Below are 18677 nucleotides of genomic sequence, written 5' to 3' on the forward strand. Positions count from 1 at the left end.
TCGTGCGCTTGTTGGCCTGTTCGACATTTTTTTGGAGGTGCTGATGACTGACGTCAACCGGCTGCCCGTCCTTGTTTCACTGCACCACGTGTCTTTCCAGTTCGCCAATGGCGAAACCTTGCTGGAAGACCTGAACCTGTCCATTGACCACACCCCCACCGGTATCGTCGGCCGCAATGGGCGCGGAAAAAGTATTCTGGCGAAGTTGATGGCCGGCGCGCTGCAACCCTCCTCCGGCACGCTGAAGATGCCAGCCAATGTGGCCTACGTGCCGCAGACCGTGGTGGTTCAAGCGGGAAACACTGTCGCCCATATCACCGGAACCGCCCACGCCCTGGAAGCACTTGAACGCATGGCTCAGGGTGAAGCCGTTGTCGGCGACCTGGCGTTAATCGACGATCGCTGGGACCTGGCCGAACGGTTGCGCTCGGCTCTGGATACAGCGGGCTTGTCCAACCTCGGCGCAGAGACCCCGGCCGCTTCACTCAGCGGCGGCCAGTTGGCCCGGGTGGCACTCATCGGGGCGCTGCTGGCGCAGCCGCAGTTGCTGATTCTCGACGAGCCCAGCAACCACCTCGACAGTGCCGGGCGTGACTGGCTGCACCAGGTATTGCGCGACTGGCGCGGTGGCTTGGTGGTGGTCAGCCATGATCGCCAACTACTCAATACGCTGAACCGCATCATCGAACTGTCACCTCTCGGCGTGCAGGCGTATGGCGGCAACTACGATGCCTATCGCCAACAGCGGGATACCCAGCAACACGCCGCCCTCTGCGCGTGGGAGCACGCACGCCAGGAACGCAGCCGCGAACGTCGACGCCTGCAAAAAAACCACGATAACCTGCAGCGCAACGCTGCTCGCTCGCGCAAACATGCCGAGACCGCCAACGTCGACCGGTGTACCAAGGCCCGCTGGAAAGGCGCGGCGACGGAGATCGTCAGCACGGTACGCAGCGCACAGCACACACACAAGCGTGAACTCGATGACCAAGTGCGCCAAGCCTACGAGCGCGTGGCCGATGAAACACCGACGCTGCTCGCCTTGCCAGCCTCGGCAGTCCCCAATGGCCGCCAGGTCCTGACCCTGGAGCAGGCCCAACTGCCCTGGCTCGACCCCACGAACTGCGCAACCTACCTCACGCTCCACCTGGCCGGGCCCGTGCGTGTTGCCGTCTGCGGACCAAACGGTTGCGGTAAATCCACGCTGCTCAAACTGCTTGCCGGCCAATGGCAGGCGCTCAGTGGCCAGTGCACGGTGCCAGTGCCCAGTGCGTATATCGATCAGCACCTGGCGTTGCTGGACGAGCAGCGTTGCATCATCGAGCAGCTCAACCTGCTCGATACGCCACTGGTCGAAGCCGAACTGCGTACCCGCTTGGCCTTGCTGCAATTGGATGCTGTGCGAGTGACGCTACCCGTGGCGCAACTCAGTGGTGGCGAGCGTTTGAAAGCAGCCATGGCGATCGCCTTGTGGCGTAACGTCCCCGCGCAATTATTGCTTCTGGATGAGCCGACCAATCATCTGGACCTAGAGTCGGTGCTCGCCTTTGAGCAAGCATTGAAAGGCTTTACCGGAGCAATCGTGGCGGTCTCCCATGATGAGGCGTTTGTGCAGGCGATCGAGCCGACCCACCGCTTGAGCTGGTACCGCGAGGGCTGGCAACTGGCCCCTGTCTGAGGTCATTGCACGAGCGAGCAAAGCGCCCTACGGTAGTGGCCGGATAATCTCATCGAGGAAACCAGCCCCATGCTGCCTTCGTCCCGCAAGCCTTACGCCAATACCGTGCTCGCTCACCGACAGCGCTGGCGCGGGCGGGTGGGCTTGATGCTGGTGGCCTGCCTGTCGGTGCTGGCGGGCATGACCGATGCCATTGGCTTTATGGCCAGCGGCGATTTTGTTTCGTTCATGAGTGGTAACACTACGCGCCTGGCGGTCGCTATCGGCGCGGGCGACCTTGGGCTTATCGGGCGGCTGGTGCTGCTCATCGCCACCTTCGTGGCCGGTAATGCCTTGGGGGTGGTGGTCAGCCGTTTCAGCAAGCGGCATGCGCTGCCCTTGCTGCTGTGTATCGCCGCCTTGCTCTGTGGCGCTGCACTGTGGCCATTTGCCGATATGTTACCGGCGTTGCTGGCGGCAATCATTGCCATGGGCATGCTCAACGCTGCAGTCGAGGAGGTCAACGGATTGCCGGTGGGGCTCACGTATGTCACCGGAGCGCTCTCGCGGTTCGGGCGCGGGCTGGGGCGCTGGCTGCTGGGAGAACGCCGCAATGGCTGGCGTGTGCAACTGATCCCTTGGGCGGGAATGTTTGTCGGCGCGGTATTCGGTGCGTTGCTGGAGCAGCAGATGGGACTGCATGCCTTGTGGGTCAGCGGTGCATTCGCGGGGTTATTGGGCCTGGTGACGCTGACGATTCCCCGGCGCTGGCATTTGGGTTTTATGCCGCGATAAGGGCCACGTTGAGGACAAAAGAGGTGCTCGCCCGACATTTCGGCCTCGACATCCGTGTACCGGTAAAGAGCCATCATGTCAGGCGAGCACGCTAATCATAAGGCAATGCCTGGCAACTGTCCCGCCAGGCGTTTGCGAATATGACTAAGGCAAGGTATTACAGGCAGGTAGCAAGCGCCGCCAGGCGGCGCTTGGCCGGCATCTTGTCTTCAGCGGCGTAGTACTTGGCAGTGGAGCCCGCCCCGGCGCTTTGCACATCGACAAAATAGTCGCCGCCCGTGGTGTAGACCGTAAAACCACCTGCCTCGGTGGGCTCCTTGAAACCACCGGCGTCAACCCCAAACACGCTTTCATCCTGCCAGCCGAACTGGATGCACTGGGCAACCACCAGCGGGGCCTTGTCCGATGCCAGGGTCTTGTAGGGGGTGCCTGCGCGCGCCTCTTTCATCTTCGAACCCGCGCAACCGGCCAATGCAGCCAGCACCAATGCGCCAATTACCAGCTTGTGCATGCCATCACTTCCTTGGAAAAAACGCGACTCTACCACTGTGGCGGGGCCAACTGACGCCTGCATGAACTTTGTTTCACTGTGAAATAAGAACCTGCCACCTATAGTGGCCCAGCTCATTTTTAAGCAGTCTCCCTTCTGCCCGCCCTCCCGCGGGCTTTTTTTCGCCTGCCTTTCAGAGCCACCAACGAAACAAATAAAACAACGCCATGCTCAGCAGCACGGTGATCAACACGTTGCGTGTCCAAAACATCAAGGCCACCGCGCAGATACCGGCCAGCAAGTAGGGGTTGGCCGGGCTCAGGTTGAGCGTGTGATCAGCCAGGAAAATAATCGGCCCGCAAATCGCGGTGAGCATCCCCGGCACGGCAAATCCGAGGAATTCGCGCGCCCCCCGATTGAGCCGCACCGGCAGGCGCGGTTCAATGAACAGGTAGCGGTTGAAAAAGACCATCAGGCCCATGGCTACAATCATGATGTAGATCATCGCTGCCCTACTCCCAGGCGCTTGCAGGCAAACCCTGCGCTCATCCCCAACACCCCAGAGACCACCACCGCCGACTCCCAGTGCAAGTAACTGAACCAGACCGAACACAACAGCGACACCGCCACGCACACCACCGTGGGCACATCACGCACCACCGGCGTGATCAGCGCGATGAACGTGGCCGCAATCGAAAACTCCAGCCCCAACTGGTCAAGGCCGGGAATGCTTTTGCCGAGCACAATCCCGGCGAGGGTGAAGAGGTTCCAGGCGATGTAAAACGTCAGGCCAACGCCCAGGGCGTACCAACGATTGAAGGTCTGGCGGTCATAGTGGTTGACCAGGGCAAAGAATTCGTCGGTCAACAGAAAACCCAGGCTCATGCGCCAGCGGGTATTGAGCGCAGACAACGTCGGACGCATGTGCATGCCGTAGAGCAAATGCTGGGAGGTCAGCAGCAAGGTCGTCAGCACAATGGAAATCAGGCTCGCGCCGCTCTTGACCATGCCAATCGCCACTAGCTGCGCAGCACCGGCAAACACGATGGCAGACAAGCCCTGAGCTTGCAGCGGGGTAAATTGCGCATCAATGGCCATGGAGCCGGCCAACAAGCCCCAGGGGGCACAGGCGAGGGACAAGGGAATGACGGCGATTGCGCCGCGCGCGAAAGCGTAATGAGGTAAGGCGGTAGGCATGGAAACGGCTCATCGACAGACAGTCGACAAGCATGCCAGCGCAATCAGCGGTTTGTCTTGAACGATCTTGCTCAGGCGAGCTTCACCGACACTTGCTCCACCGAATCACGCGCTTCGCGCAGTTCGTAAGCATCCTGGTTCAACCGGTGGATGGTATTGAGCAGGCGTTGGCGCAGTACTTCGTCGCCGAGTTTTTCCACGGCGCGCATGAGGTCGAACGCCGCGGTTTCGTTATTTTCCGCGACGGAATCCAGGGTCTTGCGCAGGTTACGAGTGGCACGGGTCACGCGGGGTATTCCTTCATCAGCAATGGGCAGGCACTTTAGGACATTAGTGTTTCAGTTTAATTTCAAACGGTTGTGGCTCATTCCACGGCATTTGATCCATATCAACTGAAACAGGATTTGACCGAAACATATGGAAATACGTATATTCGAATAAACATATATGCGAAGACCGTGGCCATGTCGGATCTGATGTCACCCCCCACCCTGTTCAAATGCCTGGCCGATGCCACCCGCGCGCGACTGACGCTATTGATCCTGCGCGAAGGCGAACTGTGCGTGTGCGAACTGATCCATGCCTTAGACGACAGCCAGCCAAAAATCTCCCGTCACCTGGCGCAACTGCGCAGTGGCGGGTTGTTGCTGGATCGTCGCCAGGGGCAATGGATCTACTACCGCATCAACCCGGCACTGCCCACCTGGGTCACACAGGTGCTGGAAACCACCCTGCAAGCCAACCAGCCTTGGTTGCAAAACGACGCGCTGCGTCTTGATGCAATGGGCGACAGACCCCTGCGGGACAACACCTGCTGCTAAGCCACCGGAGCCGTTATTCATGCTTGTCGCCATCACTCTTTTCATCGTTACCATCGTGCTGGTCATCTGGCAGCCCAAGGGCCTGGGCGTTGGTTGGAGTGCCACACTGGGCGCCATCCTGGCCCTGGCCTGCGGGGTGATCAGCCTGGCTGACATTCCGGTGGTGTGGCACATCATCTGGAACGCGACCGGCACCTTTGTCGCGTTGATCATCATCAGCCTGTTGCTTGACGAAGCCGGGTTCTTTGCCTGGGCGGCGCTGCATGTGGCGCGTTGGGGGCGTGGCCGTGGGCGGAGGTTGTTTGCCTATATGGTGTTGCTGGGAGCGTTGGTGTCGGCGCTGTTTGCCAATGACGGAGCGGCATTGATCCTCACCCCTATCGTGATGTCGATGCTGCTGGCCCTGCGATTTTCGCCGGCGGCGACCCTGGCGTTCGTCATGGGCGCAGGGTTTATCGCCGACACGGCAAGCCTGCCGCTGGTGGTGTCGAACCTGGTGAACATCGTTTCAGCGGACTATTTCAAGATCGGTTTCAATGAATACGCCGCCGTCATGGTCCCGGTGAACGTGGTCAGCGTCGCCGCCACCCTGCTGGTGCTGCTGTGGTTTTTCCGCCGCGATATTCCACAGACCTACGACCCGGCCGACCTCGACGATCCCGCCAGTGCGATTCACGACCACGCGACGTTTCGCGCCGGCTGGTGGGTACTTGGCATTCTGTTGGTCGGCTGCTTTGCCCTTGAACCGCTGGGCATTCCCATCAGTGCGATTTCCGCCGCATGCGCCTTGCTCCTGCTGGTGATTGCCGCCAAAGGCCACAAAATTTCCACGCGCAAAGTGCTCAAAGGCGCGCCCTGGCAGATCGTGGTCTTTTCCCTTGGCATGTACCTGGTGGTCTATGGCCTGCGTAACGCCGGCTTGACCACCTACCTGGCTACCTGGCTCGACACCTTCGCCACCTATGGCGTGTGGGGCGCGGCCATGGGCACGGGTGTGCTGACGGCGTTGCTGTCGTCGGCGATGAACAACCTGCCGACGGTGTTGATTGGCGCACTGTCGATCGAGTCCAGCCATGCCGTGGGTGTGGTCAAGGACGCGATGATCTACGCCAACGTGATCGGCAGCGACCTGGGCCCGAAGATCACGCCCATCGGCAGCCTGGCCACTTTGCTGTGGCTGCATATCCTGGCGCGCAAAGGCATCACCATCACATGGGGCTACTACTTCAAGGTCGGGATTGTGCTGACCTTGCCAGTGCTGTTGATCACCCTCGCGGCCCTCGCCCTGCGACTGAGCATCTGAAGGAAATGACCCTAATGAAAGTCTTGTTCATGTGTACCGCCAACAGTTGCCGCAGCATCTTGTCCGAAGCGGTGTTCAATCATCTGGCGCCGCCAGGCTTTGAGGCGATCAGTTCGGGCAGCTTTCCCAAGGGCCAGGTCCTGCCCCGCAGCCTGAGCACCTTGCAGGCGGCAGGCATCAGCATCGACGGGTTATACAGCAAGGGCAACGATGCCTTTGAAGGCCACCCGCCGGATGTGGTGATCACCGTATGCGACAAAGCCGCCGGCGAAGCCTGCCCGGTGTATTTCGGACCAGCGCTGAAAGCGCATTGGGGGCTGGAAGACCCATCGGACCTCCAGGCAGATGACGCGGCTGTGGAGGCCGCGTTCAAGGCAACGCTGGACATCATCGCCAGCCGTTGCCAGGCGTTCTTCGCCCTGCCCTTTGCCCGCCTCAGCCCGGCTGAACTGAAGATCGAACTCGACCGCATCGCCAGGTTGTAGTCGGAGCGACGCCGGCAACGAATCAATCAACAGTCGATCTGATCCCCTGCGCCGGCGTATGCTCGTGCCCAACCTCAGACCGAGACGAATTGATGAGCGCGTTGGAACACGGTTGGCTCGACCATTACGAAGTCACCAGTACCGTCTGTACGGGGCTGACCTTTGCCCGCCACAGCCATGACGAGTGTGTGATCGGCGTGAACCTGGTCGGCGAGGAAAAGATCTGGCTGGACCGCCGCGAGTTCGACGCCGGGCCGGGCAGCATCACCTTATACAATCCAGGGCAGATCCAGGGCGGCGGCGCGGCTGACGGCGCGCCTTGGCACTTCGTCAGCGTGTATGTCATGGCAGAGCAATTGGCGGTAGACCTTGGCCTGGCGCACGTGGAGTTTGATCGTTCGTTATGCCAGCAGCCGGACCTCGCACTGCGCCTGGCCATGACGGTAAAGGGTGCACTGAGCCGCGACACACGGGTGCGCGAGTTCAATGAAGACGCCCTGGTGCTGCTACTCGGTGAGGTCGTGCGGGCCAGTGGTGTGCGCCTGGGTAGCCACGCTGCGAGCGGCAAAAGCATGATCCGCCGTACCCAGGAACTGCTCGCCGCACACCTGCATCAATCACTGCCGCTGGACCGCCTCAGTGACGAACTGGGGTGCTCCAAATTCCACCTGCTGCGCGCCTTCCAGAGCGAGACCGGGCTGAGCCCCAGGCAATGGGCCATGCAATTGCGCACCCGCCGCGCCAAGGGCCGGTTACGCCAGGGAGCGGCCGCCGCCGAGGTCGCCCATGAACTCGGCTTTGCCGACCAGAGCCACCTCAACCGCCACTTTCGCGCGGCCTACGGCATGACGCCTGGCCGCTACCAGAGTGCATTGAAGCGCTAACAGTGCAATCTGGTTCAAGACCCCCGCACTGCGCCTGCTCAGACTGCCCGCCATCACTTTAAGGAACGCGGGCATGCTGACGATCTTTTTTTACGCATTGGTATTCGGTTTTGTGTTTTGCCTCTCCCCCGGTGCGGTGCTGGCGGAAACCCTGCGCCGAGGCTTGCTCCACGGCTTTACCCCCGCCCTTCTGGTACAGATAGGCTCGCTGGTCGGCGATGCGGTATGGGCCGTCATCGGCCTGACCGGTATCGCCCTGCTGTTCGAGCATGACGCGGTGCGCGTGCCCCTGACCGTGTTCTGCGCGCTGTACCTGGCGTGGCTCGGCGTACGCAGCTTGATGGACGCCTGGCAGTTGCCCGCAACCGGCAGTGCACCTGCCAGCTCCCGAAAAAATGCCTTGGCGGTGGGCGCGGCCATCTCCCTGGCCAACCCGAAGAACATCGTTTATTGGGGCGCCCTGGGCAGCGCCTTGTCCGGCATCGTCGGCGCTGCGCCCAGCCATGGGCAAACGCTGATGTTTTTTGCCGGGTTCATGGCCGCGTCTGTCCTGTCATGCTTTCTGGTTGCCACGCTGGTAAACCTGCTGCGCAAGAACGCTTCGCCGACCTGGCAGCGCATCAGTCATGGGGCCTGTGGAATCGTGTTGATGTATCTGGCAGTTCTCGCGGCGCACGGTGTGTGAAGTTATATAGCCCCTCACTTTCACATGTCTCTTATCTGAATGAACTCTGAACACCGGGTCATTTAATTAATCATGCGTTGACATTTTGTAACTGGCTGAGTAGATTGCCCCTGCCCGCAACTGGGGCCTTTTTTAAACCTCACAAAAGAAGCCAATGGACACAGTATCTAGTCGCTGTCCGAGCACCGCTAACGCGGGCATCGGGCGCCAAACCCAGAATATGACAGGACTCGCCTTCCAGGTCCGGTAAGCTGCGCTAGAGCTTGATGCTCCTCCGTAACTGCCTCGCCGGTCGCTCGTCCGGTCCCGAGGTGTGTTATGACCTTCCAAACCCTTGTTTTACCTGATGTACGTACGCTGGCCGCAGCCCTGCGTGCCAAGCTGTGCCGCGAGCCCGCAGGCTTTTCTCCTGCCCGCTCGGCCTTTGTTGCACCCTCCCCTCAAGTGCGCCCGGCTCATCCGCTGGCGCACTGGCGTATCTGCCCTGAAAGCGGCCAACTGGTGCAGCACTGGGATCACGCCGACCCTCAAGACCCGCAGAGACCGAAAGTTTCCAGCCTGGCCCAAGCCAGCCTGCTGCTCGATTTGTATGTGAGCGCACGCGCCGCCTGAGCCCGTTGGAAACAGCAACTTGCTGATTAATATTCTGGAGTTCTTTATGAACACGTCCAGTAGTAGCCCGCTGCGCGCTAGTTAATTAACGCGCTGTTAGCGGGCGCTGTAGAAGTTATGTAGACACCTTATTTAAACCGATCGCGAAGTCCGCGGCTCGGCATGCTTTCGCTCGCCTGTATGCAGGTAAGTACCGGGTATGTTTTGTCGAGAATTGGCGACAGGAGTACAGACAATGAGCGCCGTAAAAAACACGCCTCTGCACAAGAAAAATGGCACCGCCACCGACACCAAACTGTCGATGCGAGCCGCCCGTGAAGCCCAGAACGGCCTGTCGGCCACCCTGGCCAACGTACGCGCCACTCAGGATGGCCTGACCGAACTGGACGCCTCCGCTCGTCTGCAACGTGAAGGCTATAACGAAGTCGCCCATGACAAACCGCCACACGCCATCGTCCAGTTCCTGCAAGCACTGAACAACCCGTTCATCTACGTGCTGCTGACCCTGGGGGGCATCAGCTTCATCACCGATTGCTGGCTGCCCATGCGGGCCGGCGAAGAAGTCGACCCCACCAAAGTCATCATCATCATGACCATGGTCCTGCTCAGCAGCCTGCTGCGCTTTTGGCAGGAACATCGCTCGGCCAAATCCGCCGAGGCCCTCAAGGCCATGGTGCGCACCACCGCCACGGTGCTGCGTCGCGAGCAAGTCGGGGCTCAACCGACCCTGCGCGAAGTGCCAATGCGCGACCTGGTGGCCGGCGATATCGTGCAGCTGTCGGCCGGCGACATGATCCCGGCTGATATCCGCCTGATTGAATCCCGCGACCTGTTCATCAGCCAGGCCGTGCTGACCGGTGAAGCCTTGCCGGTCGAGAAGTACGACACCCTGGGTGACGTCACGCACAAATCCGCGACGCCGATGGCGGCTGACCAGGCCAACCTGCTTGACCTGCCGAACATCTGCTTCATGGGCACCAACGTCGTCAGTGGCCGGGCCAAGGCCGTGGTAGTGGCCACCGGGCCGCGCACGTACTTTGGCTCCCTGGCTAAAGCCATTGTCGGCTCCCGCGTGCAAACCGCCTTCGACCGTGGGGTGAACAGCGTCAGCTGGTTGCTGATCCGCTTCATGCTGGTGATGGTGCCGATCGTGTTCTTCCTCAATGGCTTTTCCAAAGGCGACTGGGGTGATGCGTTCCTGTTCGCCCTGGCGGTTGCCGTGGGCCTCACGCCGGAAATGCTGCCGATGATCGTCAGCGCCAACCTGGCCAAGGGCGCCACGGCCATGGCCAAGCGCAAAGTGGTGGTCAAGCGCCTCAACGCAATCCAGAACTTCGGTTCGATGGATGTGCTGTGCACCGATAAGACCGGCACCCTGACCCAAGACAAGATCATCCTCGAACACCACGTCAACGCCTTCGGCCAACGTGATGATGCGGTACTGTCCCTGGCCTGGCTCAACAGCTTTCACCAGAGCGGCATGAAGAACCTGATGGACCAGGCCGTGGTGCAGTTCTCGGAGCAGAACCCGAAGTTCCAGGTGCCATTTGCCTACAGCAAGGTCGATGAACTGCCGTTCGATTTCGTCCGCCGCCGCCTGTCTATCGTGGTCAAGGATGCAGCCGGCGACCAGTTGCTGGTGTGCAAGGGCGCAGTCGAAGAGATGCTGAGCATTTCCACCCACGTGATGGAAGGTGCCGATGCCGTGCCGCTGGATGATCGTCGTCGCGAGGAATTGCTAACGCTGGCCAACGACTACAACGAAGATGGTTTCCGCGTACTGGTGGTGGCGACCCGCAACATTCCCAAATCACTGGCTCGCCAGCAATACACCACCACGGATGAGCGCAATCTGGTCATCCAGGGTTTCCTGACTTTCCTGGACCCACCGAAGGAAACCGCGGGCCCGGCGATTGCGGCACTGCAACAAATCGGTGTGGCGGTCAAAGTGCTGACCGGCGACAACGCCGTGGTCACCAGCAAGATCTGCCGTCAGGTCGGCCTCGACCCAGGCCAGCCACTGCTGGGCGTGGAAATCGAAGCGATGGACGACGCCACCCTGCTGCGCCGCGTGGAAGAGCGCACGGTGTTTGCCAAGCTGACTCCGCTGCAAAAGTCCCGGGTGCTCAAGGCGCTGCAAGCCAACGGCCATACCGTAGGCTTCCTCGGCGACGGCATTAACGATGCTCCGGCGCTGCGCGATGCCGACGTGGGCATCTCGGTCGACAGCGGCACAGATATCGCCAAGGAATCGGCCGACATCATCCTGCTGGAAAAGAGCTTGATGGTGCTGGAAGAAGGCGTGCTCAAGGGCCGTGAAACCTTCGGCAATATCATGAAGTACCTGAACATGACGGCCAGCTCCAACTTCGGCAACGTGTTCTCGGTACTGGTGGCCAGTGCGTTCATCCCGTTCATGCCGATGCTGGCGATCCACCTGCTGTTGCAAAACCTGATGTACGACATCTCCCAGCTGGCCTTGCCATGGGACAAAATGGACAAGGAATACCTGGCCAAGCCACGTAAGTGGGATGCGAAGAATATCGGCCGCTTCATGATCTGGATCGGGCCGACCTCGTCGATCTTCGACATCACCACTTTTGCGCTGATGTGGTACGTGTTCTCCGCCAACAGTGTGGAAATGCAGACCCTGTTCCAGTCCGGCTGGTTTATCGAGGGCCTGCTCTCGCAAACCCTGGTGGTGCACATGTTGCGTACCCGCAAGATCCCGTTCTTCCAGAGCACGGCCGCCTGGCCGGTGTTGATGATGACCGCCATCGTCATTGGCCTGGGGATCTACGTACCGTTCTCGCCGCTGGGCACCCTGGTGGGCCTGGAGCCGCTGCCGCTGGCGTACTTCCCATGGCTGGTCGGCACCCTGCTTGCCTACTGCTGCGTGGCCCAACTGATGAAGACGATCTACATCCGCCGCTTCAAGCAGTGGTACTGATCCCCGCCGTTCAAACGGTGGCGGTCGCCCGGCCGCCACCGTGCAACACAAGCGCTACTACAAGGAAACAGGGCCTATGCGCGTCTTGATCTGTGCAGGTCGTCATTACGCCGACACCAAAAAGTCCCGCCACGTGCTGGACGCTTACCACCGCCTGCGCCCGGTGCAGGTATTGATCCACGGCGGCAACCAATTCCTGGGCAGCGACATCGAGGAATGGGCGCGGGAAATCGGCATCGATGTGGTGCGCTACCCGCCCAACTGGCAACGCCACGGCAAGCTGGCGGAACGCCAGCGCAACCACTTCATGCTGACCGACAGCCGGCCCGACGTGATCATTGCCCTGCCAGGGGGCGACGACACATCCGAGCTGGTCTGCCAGGCCAAAGCCAGCGGTATTGCGGTGCTGACCGTAGAAAGCTGAAATCAAGCGAGGTGCATCATGCTCAAAAAACACACCCCGAAGCAGATGGACGGATTTGCCAAATATCGCGCGCGCCACTACCGCGGCGCTCGTCACACCCTGCTGCTACTGCCGCCGGCCAAGCGCCGCGCGTTGCAGCGTAACCTGATCTTTATCGGCACGAGCCTGGGCTTGGTTTTGCTCATCGCGCTGTTTTCGAAGGCTCATGCGGCCGGCGGTTCGTATGTGGTCGACGATGGCGCGGTCAACGATCCGGGCGAATGCAATGTCGATGCGTGGTACACCGCCAATCGCCACGCAGGCAACATCCATAACCAAACCCTGAATCCCGCCTGCACCTTCAGCGCACTGCCTTCGGTGCAATGGAGTGCGGCACTGTCGCGTGCCAGCAACGCAGGCGATGCCGAAACCCAGGTCAGCCCGCAAGTGAAGGCCCAGGTGTGGTCACGGGAGGACATGGGGCTACAAATGGCCGTGTCGGCAACCAGCCATTTTGCCCTGGACCGCCAACATGCGTTCGACGGTGCGGACTTCAATGTGCCGTTGACCTGGCAACCCATACAAGCCTTGCGTTTGAGCCTCAACGGCGGCTGGACCCATGCCTACAACGGCGGTGAACAACACCACCGCCTGACGTGGGGCACCGGCTTGGAATACCAACTGGTGGACGCGCTGACATTGATCGCTGAGCGCTACGGCCAGGAAGGCGGCGACCAAGCCTGGCAGGCCGGGCCGCGCTTCCACGTCGGCAAGCTTGTCGACGTGGACGTGGTGGTTGGGCAAAGCCTCAGTGGCGATCGCAACCCGTGGTTGACCACTGGTGCCACCGTTCGATTCTAAGGCTTGGCCTGTTGTTCCAGGTGCAGTTGCAATTGCGGGTCGATGCGCAACTGCCCGGCCAGTTCGTCCAGGTAATTGCGCTCTGCCGCTTGCTGATCATTGACCAACATCACGCTGGCCAGGTAGATCTCCGACGCCAGCGCCGGGTCATCGGCATACTGGGCAAAATCCGCAGCATTCAGTGGTTTGGCGACTTCAGCGTCCAGCCACTGCTGCAACTGGGGGTCGTCGGTATGACGGCCGATCTCGGCCGAGATCATCTGTTGCTCTTGATCATCAATCTTGCCATCCGCCTTGGCCGCCGCGATCAGTGCACGTAACACTGCATGACTGTGAGCCTCGGCTTGCGCACCATCAAGTTGGTCAACCGTCTGGATGGCTTGCTGCGGTGCGGTGGCCTGTTGGCGTTGCCAGGCTTCATACGCCTGGAAGGCGGCCATGCCCAAGGACGCCAGCGCCGCGTAGTTCATGCCGCCACCACGCGCCGGCGTCGTGCCACTGGCAGGTGCGGAGGTACCGCCCAACAAGCCCCCCAAACCACCTAGCAATCCACCCAAGCCACCACCGGCCGAAGCATTGCCGCTGCTGGTGCCTTGCAATAACCCGCCGAGCAACCCGCCCAGGCCACCGCTCGAGGAAGCGCCGCCTTGCTCTTGCTGCCCGGCACGCAGCAGTTGTTCCAGTAGATCGCTGGTATTCATGATGTTGCCCTCCCAGGGCACAGTATTGGCGTTTATCAAACATAGTCCGCCCCCGATGGAACACCATGACCGTCCGGCAGGCAAGCTTTAAGCGCTGCAACCTGCTCGGGCTTGGACCGAGCACCGGCAAAACCTGCGTGAAGTCGCTCACGCAGCATCGCAGGGTCGAGGAACAATGCGCTCTAAACCAGGGCCTTTTGAATGTGTTGATCAAATGTCCCTAGAAAGGCGTGCATGCTGATGTCGCCGAGATCTACCGCCTTGGCGCCGCCGGCCGCAATAAAGGTGACATCGGTGATACCCAGGACGTTGAGGATCAGGGTCAAATATTGGCTCGCAATGTCACGGTCTCTGATCGGGAATCGTGGGTGTATACCCCTCCCGAGGCGAGCAGCACCGTTGCCTTTTTACCGGTCACCAGCCCTTTACCGTCAAACCCCAAGGTCAAGCCCTTACGGACCACGTGATCCACCCAGGCCTTGAGCGCCGCAGGCACGTTGTAATTGTAGACCGGCGTTGAAATGACCAAGTGATCGGTTTCCAGCAACTCGGCCGCCAGCTCATCGGATAGCTGCAGCACGGTCTTCATCTCAGGTGAGTGTTGGGTTGGCGGGGTGAAGTAAGCCTGTAGCCAGGGGGCAGTCACGAACGCAAGCGAAGTGTCCGTCAGATCCCGTATTTTGATGGTGCCCCCAGGGTGCGCGGCTTCCCACGCGGCCACAAATCGGCGAGTGAGCTGCCGGGAGATGGACGCCTCCCCACGTGGGCTGGTTTCAATGCTAAGAAGCCTGGACATGAAAGTAACTCCTGCGTTTTGCGTTGTCGCTTTGGGCGATGTACAACACACTCTAGTCAACCCGAAGCATAAGCAGGAGTGATGTAAATATGATCAATTCCATCTGCTTAAGTGATGCTTCATGATCGGAAATCTCAGCTTGGATCAGTTGCGGGTCCTGGTAACCATTGCCGATACAGGCAGCTTCTCGGCCACAGGACGTCACTTGCGGCGCGCTCAATCTGCCATCAGCCAGTCGATTGCCACACTTGAGTCAGTGCAAGGTGTGAAGCTGTTTGATCGCAGCGGCCATCGCCCCACGCTCACGGAGGTCGGTAGGGTGCTAGTGGTCCAAGCGCGCGCAGTACTGGCAAGCGCTGCCCAGTTTGAAGCAATGGCCGCCCGCGTCCCCAACAAGAGGAAACACAGGTGAACCGCATTGAGCACATTGCGTTGATGGCTGACTACAACCAGTGGATGAACCGCAAGGTCTATGACGCCGCCGGCACCCTGACGAACGAGGCATTGGTGGCGGATCGGCAGGCGTTTTTCGGTTCGATCCTCGGCACCCTGAACCATCTGGCGTTGGGCGACACGGTCTGGCTCAAGCGGTTTGCCGAACACCCTGCAGGCTTTTCGGTATTAGCGCCGCTAAGTGCCATTGCCACACCCGGTGACCTCAGACAGTTGGCCTTCCGCGACCTCCGTGAACTCTCGGACCATCGGGCCTGGCTGGATCAGCTGATTATCGATTGGGCCCACAGCCTGAACGAGTCGGACCTCGACCATCGGCTGCGGTACCACAACATGCGGGGTGTTGCGAACGACAAACCGTTCTATAGCTTGCTGGTGCATTTCTTCAACCACCAGACCCACCACCGAGGCCAAGTGACGACCCTGCTGACCCAGGTGGGGGCGGATGTCGGTGACACCGACCTGTTGGCATTGATTCACTGAACTCAGCGGGCAATGAACGCTGCGTAGGCTTGCATCAAGCGCGGGAAGTCTTGCGGTTCGGGCAATTGTGCAAAGCTTTCGACCGCTGGCGTGCTCGCCCAAGGCAGTTTTTCGCAGGTCCAGGTTTCCATGAACGGCACATAGTCGTGGGCGTTATCCAGCAAGGTCGCGCGCACATTGACGAACTCGTCGATACCGTGGGGGCGTGTAAACAGCCAGCTCATGCAGTGGGGGCAGCAATAATGGCGGTCCACGCCATGCAGGCCACCAATGACAGGGCAACCCTGGGCCACGGTGAACCCACTGGCCGGAATCAAAGCACTGAGCGAGAACGCGCTGGCAGTCATTTTCTGACAACCGCGGCAGTGGCACGCCATGGTTATCACCGGTGGCACAGTCACACTGAAACGCACCCGGCTACAACGGCAGCTACCTTCCAGCGGCAGATTGTCGACGCTCATCATTTCACTCCTTTTTATGATTTTGGGGGCCACAGGGTAACGTCAAGCCACCCGGGAGGAAAAGCGAACGCCGCACTGCGCGTGAGGTCGTAACCATAAGGGTCGAGGTTTATAGCCCCGCCCTGCCCGCGCATGACACTCGCTGTCGTTTGCGCGCGCCCCCCATAGAAGGAGACGCTTACATGGTCATTCACTTCAAGGTCGCCGGGCATTTGGCCTGCGGCCACCACGGTACCAACCTCCCGTCCAGCACTGAACTGAATCGAGTCAAGTGCCGCACCTGCCGCAACACCGATGCCTACAAAGAAGCACGCCGCACCCAGCGCAACACCGCCCGCCGTTCCGCGCGCAAAGCCAAGACCCACACCGCAAGCGACTGGCGCAGCGCGTGGATGCAACGCTTGACCGACCTGCCGGGTTTACAGCGATTGCCAAGGGGCTTCAGCGGCCAGCCTTTCGTATAAGCCCACACACGGCGCCTGCCCGGAGCGAGCGCCGGTCAGCTTGTTCCCAAGTCAGATAACGCCTGTAGATCACTGATCTACCAAGCTTTTTCGGCCAGGATTTTGTGCAAGAAAGACACCCTTCGACCTTGCATCCGCGCGGCAGGGTCTATATATTCCCAACCCTGCTTCACCGCGCTACCGCCCGAATGGCGAAACTGGTAGACGCATGGGACTTAAAATCCCCCGCTCGTAAGGGCGTCCCGGTTCGATTCCGGGTTCGGGCACCATAGATATCAAGGGCTTGCCAGGGAAACCTGAGCAGGCCCTTATCTTTTCTGCTCCGCAATTTTGAAACCTGTTCCGCAATTCCCCTCCCCCGGCGCCCTGTCGACCTCCCGTCCCAGCTCTCTAAGCTCTACGAAAACCAACTAGCCCTAGAAGCCTCCATCATGGAATTGTCGAACGGGGTGGAGTCGCGAGGATCTGCCGACGTCGCTGAGAACGTGCGCGGCGCCTTGCACACCACAATTTATAGCCGAACCCGCTTAGTGCTCTGGCTCATCATCCCGTCGCACGCCCCAGCAGGGGTTCTTGGGCGCACTGGCACACCGTCGCGTTCCCCACCGGCCGTTGATCCGTCATCACTCTGGTAACCTCTGCAGGCAGCGACACGGCGAACAGATTGTCGAATGATATAGAAGATAGATCACCTTGCCGTCGGAGCGCTTCTTTACGCCAGATTGGAACTCAGGTAATGGGCCTATACGAAAGCGCTCAAGTGAATAACATTTATTCCAAATACCCATTTAACCACTCGTCGGAATCGACGTATTAGAAAGGCAATGACACCTTGCATTTGCCCATCTGTAGGCTTGACTACTGAAGCAGACAGAAAACATACCCATGCAATAAATTATATTATCCTTGGCGTCGAGTATTGAGCGCCTCCAGTATCAAGTGGATATGACATAACCAGCGAGTTAACCTAACTACAAATCTTCTGTAGCAGTGGCAAGTCTGCAGCTTTATTCTAAATAGGGAGCCAACTCATGGAACTCACAACCCCAAAGGAATGTAAATATGGCTATCACAATCACAAACGGTGCAAGCAGAATTGTCAACGTTGCAGTAAGTGCATGGCATACTGATAAAAACCCCAGTGAGGACTTCTTCCCAATAGAGCAAGGCAGTAATGACACGTGGTCGCGTAGCGATTCAAGAGGCTATTTAATGATCGTCCAAGGTCTAGCAAAGACGAACGAGTACTACGTTTCCTCTAGCAGCAAAATCGTTATCGAGGATGACCGTGTCAAAGATCACGGCCAATCTATTAACCCACTAACGTCAGTCAATACGTAACATGTATCGACAAACGCATGTCGAGATCACTCAAAAACAGGAGACCGCCAAGAAAATGTATGTCCGGGTCGGTGCTATTGCCAACCCGACAAAATAGAAAGTATTGGTACGTCCACTTTAGCGTTTTGGTGCGCTTATAGTTTCCCTCCGGCAATAACACTCCGTAGACGTCAATCTACGGAGTTTTTAAGAGTGGCGGCCAAGGTCGGAATCGAACGCGCATAGGCTGATTTGTAATCCGTTAATCATTTCTCAGCCTATAACGCTATAGGCCGCCACAAGAACCAAAGGAATCAGTCATCCCGGTCATCACGATCTCGACCGTGATTGCGGTCATAGCCATGATCATCGTTTCGGCGATCGTACCCTCGGCCTCGGCCTTGATCATTGTCGTAGCCCTGGTCGTATCTGCGCCCATGATCATCCCCTCTGTAACGATCATGACCATACCTTCCTCCGTCGTCCCAAACAGGCACGCACCCACCAAGCAGAACAAGACCAGAAAGGGCCAAAAGGGTGACTGCTGCGCGTTTCATCTTGAACGTCCTATTGCTTGAGAAGGTTAGTTTTTTGACTGCACATCAACCCAATGATTCAGCAGCGCCCTCGAATAAACATCGCCCCTTCCCCGCCTCTATTACGTCAGCACTCACCCCGCGCTCATCGGCAACCAGCGGCAGGCCTTTCACTGGAAATACTCAATTGCAGGGAGGGTGAAGATAATGCGCCACCGTTATCAGAGCCCTCTATTGAGCGGCAGGGCTGCTCTGCGGGTAAACTGCTCGCCGATAATGCGAGCGCTGAACCAGAAAGACACAGACGCGTATTTCTTTTT

General features: G+C 59.3%; 24 protein-coding genes and 1 tRNA gene. 16 read left to right on the forward strand and 9 right to left on the reverse strand.

What is annotated here, in order from left to right; genetic code table 11:
* Window positions 1–43 precede the first annotated feature (43 nt).
* Both M5B43_RS09020 and M5B43_RS09025 read left to right on the forward strand, forming a co-directional pair.
* Complete coding sequence (locus tag M5B43_RS09020; RefSeq protein ID WP_248749765.1) at window positions 44–1678, forward strand: ABC-F family ATP-binding cassette domain-containing protein; 1635 nt, start codon at window positions 44–46, stop codon at window positions 1676–1678.
* 69 nt (window positions 1679–1747) lie between these two features.
* Window positions 1748–2452, forward strand: coding sequence for a YoaK family protein (locus M5B43_RS09025; RefSeq protein WP_248749766.1), 705 nt, complete (start codon window positions 1748–1750; stop codon window positions 2450–2452).
* A 157-nt stretch (window positions 2453–2609) separates the two neighbouring features.
* Here M5B43_RS09025 and M5B43_RS09030 read toward each other — a convergent pair whose 3' ends face one another.
* The 4 genes from M5B43_RS09030 to M5B43_RS09045 form a co-directional block, all read right to left on the reverse strand.
* Complete coding sequence (locus tag M5B43_RS09030) at window positions 2610–2963, reverse strand: hypothetical protein (protein ID WP_248749767.1); 354 nt, start codon at window positions 2961–2963, stop codon at window positions 2610–2612.
* Between the two features lie 172 nt (window positions 2964–3135).
* Window positions 3136–3447 (reverse strand): AzlD domain-containing protein, encoded by a 312-nt coding sequence (locus tag M5B43_RS09035; RefSeq protein ID WP_248749768.1) that lies wholly within the window; start codon window positions 3445–3447, stop codon window positions 3136–3138.
* Window positions 3444–4139: an AzlC family ABC transporter permease gene (locus M5B43_RS09040; RefSeq protein WP_248749769.1), complete on the reverse strand. Its 696-nt coding sequence runs from the start codon at window positions 4137–4139 to the stop codon at window positions 3444–3446. Before M5B43_RS09040 ends, M5B43_RS09035 begins: the two co-directional genes overlap by 4 nt.
* A 71-nt stretch (window positions 4140–4210) precedes the next feature.
* Window positions 4211–4426: a hypothetical protein gene (locus M5B43_RS09045; RefSeq protein WP_003191339.1), complete on the reverse strand. Its 216-nt coding sequence runs from the start codon at window positions 4424–4426 to the stop codon at window positions 4211–4213.
* A 177-nt stretch (window positions 4427–4603) separates the two neighbouring features.
* Between M5B43_RS09045 and M5B43_RS09050 the strand changes: the two genes are divergently transcribed.
* The 9 genes from M5B43_RS09050 (at window position 4604) to M5B43_RS09090 (ending at window position 13143) form a co-directional block, all read left to right on the forward strand.
* The gene (locus M5B43_RS09050) at window positions 4604–4960 is read left to right on the forward strand and encodes a metalloregulator ArsR/SmtB family transcription factor (protein WP_248749770.1); all 357 of its coding nucleotides are present in this window, start codon (window positions 4604–4606) and stop codon (window positions 4958–4960) included.
* A 19-nt stretch (window positions 4961–4979) separates the two neighbouring features.
* Window positions 4980–6263, forward strand: a complete 1284-nt coding sequence (locus M5B43_RS09055) for an arsenic transporter (protein ID WP_248749771.1) — start codon at window positions 4980–4982, stop codon at window positions 6261–6263.
* A gap of 14 nt (window positions 6264–6277) precedes the next feature.
* Window positions 6278–6748 carry an arsenate reductase ArsC gene (locus M5B43_RS09060; RefSeq protein WP_248749772.1) on the forward strand — a complete coding sequence of 157 codons (471 nt, stop codon included), beginning with the start codon at window positions 6278–6280 and terminating at the stop codon, window positions 6746–6748.
* Window positions 6749–6840: 92 nt separating this feature from the next.
* Window positions 6841–7632 (forward strand): AraC family transcriptional regulator, encoded by a 792-nt coding sequence (locus tag M5B43_RS09065; protein ID WP_248749773.1) that lies wholly within the window; start codon window positions 6841–6843, stop codon window positions 7630–7632.
* Between the two features lie 73 nt (window positions 7633–7705).
* Complete coding sequence (locus tag M5B43_RS09070) at window positions 7706–8317, forward strand: LysE family transporter (protein ID WP_248749774.1); 612 nt, start codon at window positions 7706–7708, stop codon at window positions 8315–8317.
* A gap of 318 nt (window positions 8318–8635) precedes the next feature.
* Window positions 8636–8929, forward strand: coding sequence for a hypothetical protein (locus tag M5B43_RS09075; protein ID WP_248749775.1), 294 nt, complete (start codon window positions 8636–8638; stop codon window positions 8927–8929).
* Between the two features lie 235 nt (window positions 8930–9164).
* A complete protein-coding gene (gene mgtA, locus M5B43_RS09080) occupies window positions 9165–11879 on the forward strand; it encodes a magnesium-translocating P-type ATPase (protein ID WP_248749776.1) in 2715 nt (904 codons plus the stop codon).
* Between the two features lie 76 nt (window positions 11880–11955).
* A complete protein-coding gene (locus M5B43_RS09085; protein ID WP_248749777.1) occupies window positions 11956–12303 on the forward strand; it encodes an SLOG family protein in 348 nt (115 codons plus the stop codon).
* Between the two features lie 18 nt (window positions 12304–12321).
* Window positions 12322–13143: a hypothetical protein gene (locus M5B43_RS09090; RefSeq protein ID WP_248749778.1), complete on the forward strand. Its 822-nt coding sequence runs from the start codon at window positions 12322–12324 to the stop codon at window positions 13141–13143.
* On the opposite strand, the gene M5B43_RS09095 is transcribed toward M5B43_RS09090, so the two are convergent.
* The 3 genes from M5B43_RS09095 to M5B43_RS09105 form a co-directional block, all read right to left on the reverse strand.
* Window positions 13140–13844 carry a tellurite resistance TerB family protein gene (locus M5B43_RS09095; RefSeq protein ID WP_248749779.1) on the reverse strand — a complete coding sequence of 235 codons (705 nt, stop codon included), beginning with the start codon at window positions 13842–13844 and terminating at the stop codon, window positions 13140–13142. The two genes, M5B43_RS09090 and M5B43_RS09095, sit on opposite strands and share 4 nt — an antisense overlap.
* Window positions 13845–14026: 182 nt before the next feature.
* Window positions 14027–14170 (reverse strand): hypothetical protein, encoded by a 144-nt coding sequence (locus M5B43_RS09100; protein ID WP_248749780.1) that lies wholly within the window; start codon window positions 14168–14170, stop codon window positions 14027–14029.
* The gene (locus M5B43_RS09105) at window positions 14167–14640 is read right to left on the reverse strand and encodes an NAD(P)H-dependent oxidoreductase (RefSeq protein WP_248749781.1); all 474 of its coding nucleotides are present in this window, start codon (window positions 14638–14640) and stop codon (window positions 14167–14169) included. Before M5B43_RS09105 ends, M5B43_RS09100 begins: the two co-directional genes overlap by 4 nt.
* Window positions 14641–14761: 121 nt before the next feature.
* Between M5B43_RS09105 and M5B43_RS09110 the strand changes: the two genes are divergently transcribed.
* Both M5B43_RS09110 and M5B43_RS09115 read left to right on the forward strand, forming a co-directional pair.
* On the forward strand, window positions 14762–15052 hold the full coding sequence (locus M5B43_RS09110; RefSeq protein WP_248749782.1) for a LysR family transcriptional regulator: 291 nt from the start codon (window positions 14762–14764) through the stop codon (window positions 15050–15052).
* Window positions 15049–15576: a DinB family protein gene (locus M5B43_RS09115; RefSeq protein WP_248749783.1), complete on the forward strand. Its 528-nt coding sequence runs from the start codon at window positions 15049–15051 to the stop codon at window positions 15574–15576. The genes M5B43_RS09110 and M5B43_RS09115 overlap by 4 nt, the downstream gene beginning before the upstream one ends.
* Before the next feature lie 2 nt (window positions 15577–15578).
* Here M5B43_RS09115 and M5B43_RS09120 read toward each other — a convergent pair whose 3' ends face one another.
* The gene (locus M5B43_RS09120) at window positions 15579–16037 is read right to left on the reverse strand and encodes a GFA family protein (RefSeq protein WP_248749784.1); all 459 of its coding nucleotides are present in this window, start codon (window positions 16035–16037) and stop codon (window positions 15579–15581) included.
* A gap of 182 nt (window positions 16038–16219) precedes the next feature.
* Between M5B43_RS09120 and M5B43_RS09125 the strand changes: the two genes are divergently transcribed.
* The 3 genes from M5B43_RS09125 to M5B43_RS09135 all read left to right on the forward strand — a co-directional run bounded on the left by M5B43_RS09125 (window position 16220) and on the right by M5B43_RS09135 (window position 17842).
* On the forward strand, window positions 16220–16501 hold the full coding sequence (locus M5B43_RS09125) for a hypothetical protein (protein ID WP_248749785.1): 282 nt from the start codon (window positions 16220–16222) through the stop codon (window positions 16499–16501).
* Between the two features lie 182 nt (window positions 16502–16683).
* Window positions 16684–16770: transfer RNA gene (locus tag M5B43_RS09130), tRNA-Leu, on the forward strand.
* A 793-nt stretch (window positions 16771–17563) separates the two neighbouring features.
* Window positions 17564–17842 carry a hypothetical protein gene (locus M5B43_RS09135; protein ID WP_248749786.1) on the forward strand — a complete coding sequence of 93 codons (279 nt, stop codon included), beginning with the start codon at window positions 17564–17566 and terminating at the stop codon, window positions 17840–17842.
* 265 nt (window positions 17843–18107) lie between these two features.
* On the opposite strand, the gene M5B43_RS27335 is transcribed toward M5B43_RS09135, so the two are convergent.
* The gene (locus M5B43_RS27335; RefSeq protein WP_349292364.1) at window positions 18108–18290 is read right to left on the reverse strand and encodes a hypothetical protein; all 183 of its coding nucleotides are present in this window, start codon (window positions 18288–18290) and stop codon (window positions 18108–18110) included.
* Window positions 18291–18677: the final 387 nt, after the last annotated feature.

Source organism: Pseudomonas sp. MWU15-20650 (assembly GCF_023242475.1).
Lineage (GTDB): Bacteria > Pseudomonadota > Gammaproteobacteria > Pseudomonadales > Pseudomonadaceae > Aquipseudomonas.